This window comes from Bartonella sp. AP9QHHD (assembly GCF_042195625.1).
Classification (GTDB): Bacteria; Pseudomonadota; Alphaproteobacteria; order Rhizobiales; family Rhizobiaceae; genus Bartonella.
The window spans coordinates 115,466-126,875 of sequence record NZ_JBHIOP010000086.1; the positions used below are offsets into that span (position 1 = coordinate 115,466).

An 11,410-nucleotide genomic window follows, 5' to 3' on the forward strand; every position below is an offset into this window, starting at 1 on the left:
CTATAGAAGGTGCTTCATTATACAGCCTACACGCCGCTATAAAACACCAATACTTCCATATAAAAACATAATACAAATGTAAAAAACAATAGCTCATCAATGATTGAATAAAGTTTTATCTCTACGCTATTCCTTGAGAAAAATCAGAGTATAAAGCACGTTAACAAACGCGATTTATGTAAAATCTACTTGTTTATCTTTGATATCGTCAACCAATAAACGCGGATCATGAGCAAGCCAAAGCGTAGCAATCCCCTCCTCACTGTTTTCATTTTGTATAGGAGTAAGACAAACCGTTTGTTCTAGAACAAGTCCCGCATTTTTAAGCCATTGTTCTATTTGTAAAGCCGAAAATCCAAAACGCATATGCACTTGATCAGAATATGAAGACTCAATTTCATGATAACCAAAATCCACAATCAATAAACGGCCATGAGGACGCAAAACACTTGATATCTCATGAAGGAATATTTCAGGATTTTCAAGAAAATGTAAAACCCAATGAAGAATAACTAAATCAAAAGTTGTATCTCCAACAGACAAGTGAAAAACACTGCTATCAAGCACAACTTGAACCGCATGCGTATAAAGATTAGAAAACAATTTTAAGATAGAGTCTCCACCTCTTCCAATATTCAGCATCGTCTGAAATGGTTTATCGCCAATGATTTCAAGTAAAGAGTTTTCTACACCATGATCTGCCATATAGGATGACCGTAATACATCCCGTTGCAACGCATTTTTTAAGAAATGCTTCTTCCTCGTTTTTTGACGCTGCTTTTTAACATCCTTCAAACGTTTTAAATCATGCGCTAACAACACATCATTCTTTGGCAAAGCCGAAAGAATACCCATCACAATGTCTTTACCCCAAAAATCATGACAAAGCTTAAAATAAAGGCTATCCCCCTTCTGATAACGCTCAATCAATCGTGCTTCGTACAATAAACGTAAATATCGTGATATACACGCTTGCGACTGATCAAGAATAAAAATAAAATCAGGAATTGTTAAATCTTCATGATGTAAGAGCCTAAGAACACGTAAATGGCTTACTTCTGCGACCGCTTTCAGCAGCACAATCATTGCATCTAAACTTGCACTTTTTTTCATAATTATCCCCTAAACATTCCTATAAACATTTGTTTATAGGAAAAAAAGTCAAGCATACAACGCATATTCTCATCTATTTTGTTCTCTCTATTTTATCATACTATGAAAAAAATAGGCTAATGTAAAAAACGAACAGATCTTATCTCCCTGCTTCTCGTTATAATGAGAATACATTGATTTATAATAATAATTCATTTTTAACTTGAATAAAAAACCGGAATACCGTAGATTTTCCTCATTTCAAATCTATTCATGATAAATCAATCCAAATCATTCTCTTAAAGCTCATAAACGGAGGGGATAGATGGATAAAAATACCTTTTATGCCCACCTCAAAACAAGAACTGCATACTATTGAGAAAAAATAACATGATAATGCCAGCTTGCATTTTTATTAAGTAAAGATGATAATGCTCGATGACCAAGGCATTTGTAGAAGTAATACTATACGCTTCATCCCCTCCTTTTCATTGCAGTTTTACAAAAAATAACCGGTTATATATCATGAGTAAAATAACCCTATTTAGGTCATAATTTCATAAAGTGTCTCTTACTCTTTTCAATGAATAAAAACTCCCACAGAGTACACACACACTTTATTTATGAAATAACAAACGCAATAAAATACACTATTATTCTAACAAAGTTGCGATAAGATAAAAAATTCTAGCGTGTAAGAGGTTTATAATTTGCATGCTTAGGATTAAGAGATTCCGCCCCAAGACGACGAACTTTATCAGCCTCATATTCAGCAAAATTACCTTCAAACCATTCTACATGACCATCACCTTCAAAGGCTAAAATATGTGTTGCCAATCGATCAAGAAACATACGATCATGCGATATGATAACTGCACAACCAGCGAAATTTTCCAATGCATCTTCCAATGCACCCAATGTTTCAGTATCAAGATCATTTGTCGGTTCATCAAGAAGAAGCACATTCCCCCCCTCTTTTAGAAGTTTCGCCAAATGTACGCGATTGCGCTGCCCTCCTGATAAATTTGCCACCTTCTGCTGCTGATCTGCCCCCTTGAAATTAAATGCCCCGCAATAAGCGCGGCTATTCATCTCATATTTGCCTAATTTAATAATGTCATTTCCACCAGAAATTTCCTCCCAAACAGTTTTATCCCCCACCAAGGAATCACGACTCTGATCCACATAACTCATGTGAACTGTTTCACCGATACGTATCTGACCTGAATCGGGCTTTTCCTGTCCCGTCAACATTTTAAACAAGGTCGACTTTCCCATACCATTGGCCCCAATAACGCCTACAATGCCACCAGCAGGAAGTTTAAAAGAAAGAGAATCAATCAATACACGTTCACCATAAGCTTTAGAGAGATTATCAACCTCAATAACAACTTGTCCTAATCTTTCTCCAATAGGAATAATGATTTGCGCCTCTCCAGGACGGCGCTCACGTGCTGATTGAACCAACTCATCATAAGCCTTAATCCGAGCTTTTGACTTTGCTTGTCGCCCTTTTGGACTAGAAGCAATCCATTCTTGCTCACGTGATAAAGCACGTTGACGCGCTGCCTCTTCACGGCCTTCCTGAGCCAAACGCTTGGCTTTAGCCCCCAAATAAGCAGAATAGTTCCCCTCATAAGGAATACCTCTACCGCGATCTAATTCTAAAATCCAACCCGTTACATTGTCGAGAAAATAACGATCATGGGTTATCAAAAGCACAGCCCCAGGATATTCACGTAGATGCCTCTCAAGCCAAGCCGTCGTTTCAGCATCTAAATGGTTTGTCGGTTCATCCAAAAGTAATAAATCAGGTTTTGACAAAAGCAATTTACAAAGTGCAACACGCCGCTTCTCACCACCCGAAAGTTTTGTTACATCCCCATCGGCTGGCGGACAGCCAAGAGCAGCCATAGCCATTTCCACTTGACTTTCTAAATCCCAAAGATTCTGACTGTCAATAATGTCCTGAAGCTGTGCGCTTTCATCAGCCGTTTCCTCGCTATAATTCATCATCAATTCGTTATAACGCTCAAGAACTTCCTGTTTATCTGCAACACCTTCCATCACATTACCACGTACATCTTTGCTCGCATCAAGCAAAGGTTCTTGTGGTAGATAACCACAGCGTGCTCCTTCAGAAATCCATGCTTCTCCGGTATATTCCTTATCTAGCCCAGCCATAATACGTAAAATAGTTGACTTCCCTGCACCATTCGGCCCTAAAATACCGATCTTCGCATCTGGATAAAAAGACAAATGAATATTTTCTAGAACTTTTTTATTGCCGTAAGACTTGTTAAGCCCAGCCATATGATAGATAAATTGACGTGCCATAAATTTCTCTTTATATTATGCGATATTAAAGATTAGGATTTTGAAAAAACTGCTTTTGCTTTTTGAAACTGTACAGTAAATAGCACTTACGTCGTATCAAAAGCTTTCGCTTTATATTGGTACATTTTTTCTAATCTCACAAGCCCCAGTATGGTCCTGAATGCAAAAAAACATCCCCCTAAAGAGCAAAAAGCAAATCTTTTTAGCTGTACCTGAAACCTGTTATCAAACATTGCCTCTCTTTTCCATACCAGATATAACATTGTATTTTTATCGTATTAAACCGACTTATCAATGTAATATGATACCACAAAGAAAAGCAATTCTCTATGCGCCTTCTTTTCTCGCTTTATGGGCTTTATATTACGCAGTAAAAAATCCTTCTCTTTTTTCATCGATTTTTTGCTACGGAAAGCAATGGACTTCACCCCTTGCCTTGATATGGCTTAAATTACGTTTACAAAACGACCGCCGCCTTATGGGATCTGACGTCCCAAGCCCAATGATCATGAAAGCTTTGCATCAACACGTAGCAACAAATGACTACAGCGCACTTCCCATTGGTACGTGGTTACAATTCGTAAAAAACTATAAAACCAATTGTAAAAACTTATCCATCCCCCTCTTTTGGCTTGATAATTATAAAAATAATATCAATATCCAGCACATCATTTCAAAACTTCAAGACGACATATAGCTTTTTAAAAATACGATAAAAGCTCATCTCGTATAGGAATATATTTATGGAAAAAAAAGCCTTAATCGTCATTGATGTTCAAAATGACTTCTTACTAGGTGGAGCACTTGCCGTACCTCAAGGTGATGCTATTTTACCCGCCGTCAATAATCTCATAAATCATTTTGACCACGTTATCTTAACCCAAGACTGGCATCCCAAAAACCATTGCAGCTTTGCTTCCTGTTATCCTGAAAAAAAGCCCTATGATACAGTCATTCTTGACTATGGTCCTCAAATACTTTGGCCTGATCATTGCATACGAGGAACACAAGGAGCAGAATTCCATCCATCTCTTAGAGTAGAAAAGGCACAACTTATCCTTAGAAAAGGCTATAATCAAAAAATGGATAGCTATTCTGCTTTTCTTGAAAATGATCAAAAAACACCAACAGGTTTACATGTTTATCTCAAAGAACATGGTTTTACCAAGCTCATTATGTGTGGCTTAGCAACTGATTTTTGTGTCGGATTCTCTGCTCTTCACGCCATACAATACGGTTTTAAAGTCAGTGTTTCATTAAATGCTTGTGCTGGTATTGATGTAAACGGATCACTAAACACTATGCTTAAAACTATGAACGAAGCAGGGATAGAACTGTTAATGCTCTCCTAAAATATTCTTTTCTCATCTACCATTATAACATTCTGATTTATAATGAATAAATTTTTTTACCTATTTAAGTAAGGAACGAAAATATCGTAAAATTCTCTCATTTCAACCCTATTTCAACACCATTCTCTTAAAACATCACAAATAGGATTGATGTATGAATAAAAATCTTGCAAAAAAAACAGCCAAAAGGCTTCTTATGAATCATTAAATGCAAGAGCAGTTATGATACTGAAAGCTGGTAAAAAGTATAGCGTAAACTTGCACCTTATATTGAAGTCAAAAAGCCTCTATACGTCAAAAGTTATCCAAAAGATTATACATTATTTCCCTCATGGAGGGGAAATCGTGCAATGATCTCCTCTTTAAAACAAAAACATCAATAAGCAATAACATGGCATTTTTTGCACAAAAGACCTCTTTCTATTCAAAGATATGCGATAAACAAAAGTGTGAAAAAGGAAGAAATCTCCATTACTTAGATACAACATGTTTATCTAATTGACGATGCTTAAAACGAATCGAAGAATATAATGCCATTCCAATAATACAGACTCCCACAAGTCCTGTTAAAACTTCAGGAACCGATATAATCGTTTGCAGATACATAATCACTGCAAGAACTAGAATTGCATAAAAAGCACCATGCTCTAAATAACGATAATGCAATAATGTTCCTGATTCAACCAACATAATTGTCATAGAACGAACGTAAAATGCTCCGATACCAAGACCTATCGCAATAATAAAAAGGTTGTGTGAAAAGGCAAAAGCACCAACCACGCCATCGAAAGAAAAACTAGCATCAAGAACTTCTAAATAAAGAAACGCCCCTACTCCCCCGTGAGCTACTGTTGTTAAAGTCTTTTGAGGAGTATCCAAGAGATGACCGACAACTTCAACACCGATAAAGGTCAAAAGTCCATAAAGTGCTGCTAATAAAAAAGTTATTTTATTTTCTGCGTCAATCTGAGCTGAAACAAATAAGATCAAAATCAAAACAATTGCAATATCAATTCCAACAAGCGCCCCAAACTTTTGAGCAGATCTCTCTATAACATTAAGCCAATGCACTTCTTTTTCAGAATCAAAAAAATATTTTAAGCCAACCATCATAAGGAAAGTTCCTCCAAAAGCAGCAATCCCCATATGCGCATCGGTTAAAACTTCAGCATATCGATGTGGTTCCCATATCGCTAATTTGACTGCCGCAATTGGATTAATCCCAACAGCAACGACAACCACCAATAATGGAAAAACAATTCTCATCCCAAATACAGCTATCAAAATACCCCATATAAGAAAACGACGACGCCACAATGGACTCATTCTACTAAGAACACGCGCATTGATAATAGAATTATCAAAAGATAAAGAAATTTCCAAAATTCCTAAAACAAAGCAAATAAAAAAATATTTAAGAAAACCAGTAATACTTTCCGTTTCAAACCAACCAATAACCCCTCCTAAAAAGACACCAATAATCGTGAAAAAAAAAGCAAACCCAAAATAGCGTAATAGGGACATGATCATTCCTCAAAGTTTATTTTCTACTTCATCTAAGCACACCCAGTACCAATCCAAAGTTTGCATCTCTTTAAAGTTGCATCTATTAATGCAGAGGTGTATAGAATATATATGGTAAAGTTACATGAAAATTCTCTCAAAAAAAGCAAGAGACAAATGTAGCAACAAGGAATTTTGTTTTGAAGTGAATATCAATTGTCAATACAATAAGTGCAAGATTGCTTTCTATCTACACAAATAAAAAAATAACAAGAAATTAAAGCTATAATATTGACATTATATCATAGAATATTAATACATAGTGTGCTTTTATTATTTAATGATTTATACCATGATGATTTACCGAGGGAGATAATTCGTGGCACGTCCTGAAACTGAATCAAAAACCATATTTGGAAAACGTTTACGTTATGTACGTCTTGCTTTAGGCGATCCATCGCGTGAAACCTTAGCTAAAAGTTTTAGCATGACAAAAAATTCCATTGCTTTTTATGAGCGTGGAGAGAGAGAACCCAATCTTAGTGTCTTACAAACATACCGCACGTTATATGGTGTCAATATTAATTGGCTTTTAACTGGACAAGGAAAAATGTTTGACACCGAATATACAAAAGGTGATTTTGACTGGAATTATTTTATTAAAAAAATCGAGGGACTGGAAGAAACACTTGCCGATAGTGATCGTAACGAAAAACTAAATCAAGAAAAAATCGACAGTTCTTATGAAAAATTGCAGCAATATTTGTCAAGACAAGGTTTATCAAATGGTTTTAACTCTAAAACTACAACCTCTCTTATCGATATGAAAGCTAAAATGGCCAATTCTTATACCCTTAGCTTATTCATTGATTTACTCATTCGAAGCGTATCCCAAAAAGAGGTTATAGCTAATCAATAAACGTCTATTTCAAAAGAAAAAGCAAGAAATGATTAAACACCAGTATGGAAAGAAGTATTTTTTTACTTTATCCGTGCTGGTGAAGTTTTATATAATTTATAAACTTTATTTCTGTAACGACAGAAAAATATTTGCGTTGTAAATGAAAGTATAGTGTCTTTAAATTAAAAAAAATAATTTTATAGTATAAAATTCTCATTCATATCTTATTGACAATAAATTTTTTCTTGTTAAAAGAATAATAGCTCTCATAGAAATTATTTTTTAAGGTCAGAAAATTTAAGGGGAATATATTGACGACTTCCTAGAGAGACATACATTAATGTTTACAAGCGGATTAGTTAAATATTTATCCTGAAAATTATCAGCTATTTTATGAGGTGGGAAGCATGTATTTTGAGGTGTTTCAAGGAGTTCACAATCAATGGTACTGGCGTTTAATCTCAGGAGATGCACAAAAAATTGCTTTTTCTAGTAAAGGTTATCCAACAAAACAAGATATCCTAATCAATATTGAGCAAATAAAAGAAATTACACATAAGGCTCTTATTAGAGAACTACAGTCCTAACGTTCTTTACCATTAAAACAAGCGTTTATTTTGTATAATGGTATGGTAGTTACTTTTGTGATAAATGAAAAGTGATTGATTTGCCCTCAATGAGAGGAGGTTTTTGTATTATTTCTGACACTCACAAAGAACATTCATATTCTTACAGATTATATGTTTATTTTCAATCATACTCAAATCTCTATAGCCTTTATCAAAAAGAAAATCTCTTAAGTTTTGTATTTTTCATAAAAAATAAACGCACATGAAGAGAAGATAAATCATCAATGAGAAATATATTTACTCTAAAAGATATTAATATCTTTTACGTTCATATTCCTCTTCTGTATCTGATAATCATAACTGACTTACCCATTTCATCTTCATAAAAAGCAAATATCTCTTTCTTTCTATTATCATGCAATTTTTTATACCTATTAGCTGAAACTATCGTAGCATTTATACCTTACATCTAAAAAGAACGTGCAAAACTGTTTCCAGCAATAATATAAAATTGCTGGATTGTATAGACGCGCTTTTTAATAACTAGCCTACCTATAAACTGGTTTATCATCATAAACTCTTATTTTATGATCAACGACGCTCTGTCTTATAACCTTAAATGTTGTCATAAAATCAGAGTAAACTTGAATATTCTCTTCCAATACAATCTCTCCATCAGCACCATAATTGGCTTCATTAAAGTTTATCTCTCTCGTCATTCCAATCTTCCTAACACATTTCTAAACCCTTTAATGCAAAATATGAATACAATCACTCTTTATCATCTTCAGATTTAAGCATTTTTTTATATTTCTTTTCATTTTTTTCATATTGCTTAATTTGTTTTTTCAGTTTTTCAATTGCTTGGTCGCGTCTTTTAATCACCATACTTTGCTCTCTAATAGCCCTATCTCGTTCTTCAGTCATCTTCATAGAATCTCTTAAAAACTCATGCTTTATTCTTCTAGATTCCTCTTTTAAAATTTTCACTTGACTGCGATAATATAAAGAAAATCGAAATATAACCCCGCTGCACAACAAAACAACAATCATTGCTCCCAATAAAATTTCGTTTACACTCATTTGGATCTCCCTTAATTGTCGCTCAAGTGATGATCTTGACCAATTTGTTTCATCCTCAATCAAAAAAAGAATGCAATAAATTGCATGTTCCAAGTGTGAACAATCACTCTCGGCGTTCTTATTTTCTCCATTAAAGCATTGATAAATGACGCAAACAAATCTCTGAAAGCGGCTAAATCTACACTCACACCAATTATTTGCGACACATTTATTGACACAAAATACAAAAAATAAGGAACGTCAAATAAAACTAACGACGCAATCCAATCATACAAGCCTTGCCCAAATCGTTCCTATCTTCCTTTTTTACGCCATGTGGAATGCGGCTATATATGAAAGTTTTTCATTATTACAAAAATCTTCAGTGTCACAAAGCACAGCATTTCTGTAAAATTTTGCCTTCCCACAAATCTTTACATCACCACAAACTAAAGCATCATTATAAACTCGAGCCTTTCTAAAATCACGAGTATCACCACAAAATTCAATACATTGAGCATTCAAAACTTGATCAAAAAAGACCGCATTAGCATTAGCATAAACATATGCATCTCCACTCATATTCAAATAACGGTAAAGTTCTTATTTTTCATAAACATGCGAACTCTTACGAACAACTAAACAACCATATGTTAATGCATTGTTATCAATAACAATATCATTATAAACACAGACTTCATTATAAACCGCAGCATCATAAAAACACATTCATCCCCATAAGGGCATTGATCGAATGTACAATTCTACCAAACAACCACCTTTGTGGATCAGATTACCTTCCTGTTTAATAAAATATCCAAGATCACTTTTTTGATATTTCCCATTTTTTTACGCATATATACGATATACCATCTGATAGTGATCTAATTTATTACAATAAAGAAGAAATCAGTATTCTTTATCTATGCAATTTACATTTTTTCTACAGCCATTATCCTATCTCTTAAGGCTCTAAAGCTTCGTTATATTCACACACTACCTCAACGCAGAATTTTTTTTTACAAATTCTGATGTTGGGGTATATCTTGATTTATAATGCTGCTACGTATACTATCATAGTGAAATCTCATAAACATACGAGTGTGTATCGCCCTTTCTGGTATACACATTTACTTTTTCACAACCGTGGAACTAAGCAACCATTTTTATTGATTCGAATCTGAAAGTGTATGGGGACATTTTGTTATTAGTTAAAAACAACTCTATATGCTTCCTTAGCGAAGAGCTACACATGGATATTTTCACGCTCCTTGTATCATATATTCTGGATTCGCAACGCAATATTAACGCTATAGCGTAAATATGTAAAGGTCTAAAAATGACAAAGACTGAAAAAGATTGGTTCCAACGCTTAGTTGAATTGATAAAAAGTGACGGACGAACAATGATTGAAATAAGCAGAGCTGCAGGCTGTGGACAAAATTACGTCCAACAAATGATAAATGGAGGCAAGAGACCTTCTGTAGATAAACTCATGGCTATTTTGAATACACTGGGAAATGCTAGTGCCATATATGTAATAACTGGTTTCAACATCTCCGATGAAGACTTAAAACTCATAACTTTGATTTCGTCTGGAGATAAAAAGAAGATTGAAGCCTTAAATGTTCTGTTGAATGAGCAGAATCTGTAGCATTTTCTACTTTATCCAATATCGCTTGCTTTTGAGACGTCGATAAAGACTCCCATTTCACAATAATATCAGATAAAGTTGTTTCAAATTTTTTATCATTCTTCATAGTCATACTCCATGTAGTCACACTATATAACGCTAAAGCGTTTAAAATATATCTCATACCTTAGAAAAAAATATTTGCAATAGGCAGTATGGAAGCAATTGTGTACAAACTTATTTTACAAAATCAGATGAAGTTCTATTAGTCATGTACCATGGTGAAACAGAAAGCATCACACGATCCAGACCTTCTTATGAAAATTGGTATAATCTATCAAAAACGCGAATAATGTTACGCAGATCTTGCGATTCGGACCAATAAAAACTAATGTGAAAATATCCCTGAAGACACTCCTGAACTCTATATAAGAGAACACGAAAAAGCTTTTTTGAAAAAAATACATCACAATTTATTCTACATAGCACCATCTATGTTTTTTTAACAATATTGCAAAGCGAGAATATAACAATGTTATAGGAATAAATTCTTATAAACAGAGCCACACTACCTAAAACTCTGTAACACATTTACAGGTAACCTCCCCTCTAAACGCACCTTGTAAATACTAATATAAGTCTCTATCATAAGCAAAAATGATACTATCAAAAAAATAAAACGAATCACCACGCACAATCTTTGTACGTAAATTTTATACAGATTCACAACAAGAGAGAAATTCCCTTATGCAAATGAAGAATTATATTTTAAAAGTATGGCTTTGAAGAAGAAGTATACTTTTCCAAAAAAACACCCTCCCTGCCAATAATTTTTCATAAGAGAAAAAACTCATAATAAAGATAAAACTCTCTATACGATCAATACGAGAAAAATGTTATCAATACAAAAAAGTGCTAGGGTTACCGCAATATTGCCAATTCCTTATCAGAGTAAAATCAA

13 protein-coding genes are annotated in these 11,410 nt (G+C 34.1%); 5 read left to right on the plus strand and 8 right to left on the minus strand.

Annotation, left to right across the window (positions count from 1 at the left end; all coding sequences use genetic code 11):
• Positions 1–174 precede the first annotated feature (174 nt).
• Both ACFIK4_RS07305 and ettA read right to left on the minus strand, forming a co-directional pair.
• Complete coding sequence (locus ACFIK4_RS07305; protein ID WP_375675630.1) at positions 175–1,113, minus strand: ArsR/SmtB family transcription factor; 939 nt, start codon at positions 1,111–1,113, stop codon at positions 175–177.
• A 666-nt stretch (positions 1,114–1,779) separates the two neighbouring features.
• Positions 1,780–3,429 carry an energy-dependent translational throttle protein EttA gene (gene ettA / locus ACFIK4_RS07310; RefSeq protein WP_375611983.1) on the minus strand — a complete coding sequence of 550 codons (1,650 nt, stop codon included), beginning with the start codon at positions 3,427–3,429 and terminating at the stop codon, positions 1,780–1,782.
• Between the two features lie 160 nt (positions 3,430–3,589).
• On the opposite strand from ettA, the gene ACFIK4_RS07315 reads away from it, so the two are divergent.
• On the plus strand, positions 3,590–4,126 hold the full coding sequence (locus tag ACFIK4_RS07315; RefSeq protein ID WP_375611982.1) for a hypothetical protein: 537 nt from the start codon (positions 3,590–3,592) through the stop codon (positions 4,124–4,126).
• A 46-nt stretch (positions 4,127–4,172) separates the two neighbouring features.
• Positions 4,173–4,781, plus strand: coding sequence for a bifunctional nicotinamidase/pyrazinamidase (pncA, locus tag ACFIK4_RS07320; RefSeq protein WP_375628806.1), 609 nt, complete (start codon positions 4,173–4,175; stop codon positions 4,779–4,781).
• Positions 4,782–5,252: 471 nt separating this feature from the next.
• Here the strand turns inward: pncA and ACFIK4_RS07325 are convergent, their stop codons facing one another.
• Entirely contained in the window at positions 5,253–6,305 is a 1,053-nt protein-coding gene (locus ACFIK4_RS07325; RefSeq protein ID WP_375628804.1) for a DUF475 domain-containing protein, read from the minus strand.
• 358 nt (positions 6,306–6,663) lie between these two features.
• On the opposite strand from ACFIK4_RS07325, the gene ACFIK4_RS07330 reads away from it, so the two are divergent.
• Positions 6,664–7,203 carry a helix-turn-helix domain-containing protein gene (locus ACFIK4_RS07330; RefSeq protein ID WP_375628802.1) on the plus strand — a complete coding sequence of 180 codons (540 nt, stop codon included), beginning with the start codon at positions 6,664–6,666 and terminating at the stop codon, positions 7,201–7,203.
• Between the two features lie 389 nt (positions 7,204–7,592).
• A complete protein-coding gene (locus tag ACFIK4_RS07335; RefSeq protein ID WP_142416545.1) occupies positions 7,593–7,772 on the plus strand; it encodes a DUF1508 domain-containing protein in 180 nt (59 codons plus the stop codon).
• 530 nt (positions 7,773–8,302) lie between these two features.
• Here the strand turns inward: ACFIK4_RS07335 and ACFIK4_RS07340 are convergent.
• From ACFIK4_RS07340 to ACFIK4_RS07355, 4 genes are all read right to left on the minus strand, one after another.
• Positions 8,303–8,473 (minus strand): hypothetical protein, encoded by a 171-nt coding sequence (locus tag ACFIK4_RS07340; protein ID WP_375613355.1) that lies wholly within the window; start codon positions 8,471–8,473, stop codon positions 8,303–8,305.
• A gap of 52 nt (positions 8,474–8,525) precedes the next feature.
• Positions 8,526–8,837, minus strand: coding sequence for a hypothetical protein (locus tag ACFIK4_RS07345; RefSeq protein WP_375613354.1), 312 nt, complete (start codon positions 8,835–8,837; stop codon positions 8,526–8,528).
• A 306-nt stretch (positions 8,838–9,143) separates the two neighbouring features.
• Positions 9,144–9,404: a hypothetical protein gene (locus ACFIK4_RS07350; RefSeq protein WP_375675635.1), complete on the minus strand. Its 261-nt coding sequence runs from the start codon at positions 9,402–9,404 to the stop codon at positions 9,144–9,146.
• A 15-nt stretch (positions 9,405–9,419) separates the two neighbouring features.
• A complete protein-coding gene (locus ACFIK4_RS07355; RefSeq protein WP_375613352.1) occupies positions 9,420–9,545 on the minus strand; it encodes a hypothetical protein in 126 nt (41 codons plus the stop codon).
• A 610-nt stretch (positions 9,546–10,155) separates the two neighbouring features.
• On the opposite strand from ACFIK4_RS07355, the gene ACFIK4_RS07360 reads away from it, so the two are divergent.
• Positions 10,156–10,470: a helix-turn-helix domain-containing protein gene (locus tag ACFIK4_RS07360; RefSeq protein ID WP_007347852.1), complete on the plus strand. Its 315-nt coding sequence runs from the start codon at positions 10,156–10,158 to the stop codon at positions 10,468–10,470.
• Here ACFIK4_RS07360 and ACFIK4_RS07365 read toward each other — a convergent pair.
• Positions 10,394–10,576, minus strand: a complete 183-nt coding sequence (locus ACFIK4_RS07365; protein WP_375611974.1) for a hypothetical protein — start codon at positions 10,574–10,576, stop codon at positions 10,394–10,396. The genes ACFIK4_RS07360 and ACFIK4_RS07365 overlap by 77 nt on opposite strands.
• Positions 10,577–11,410 lie beyond the last annotated feature (834 nt).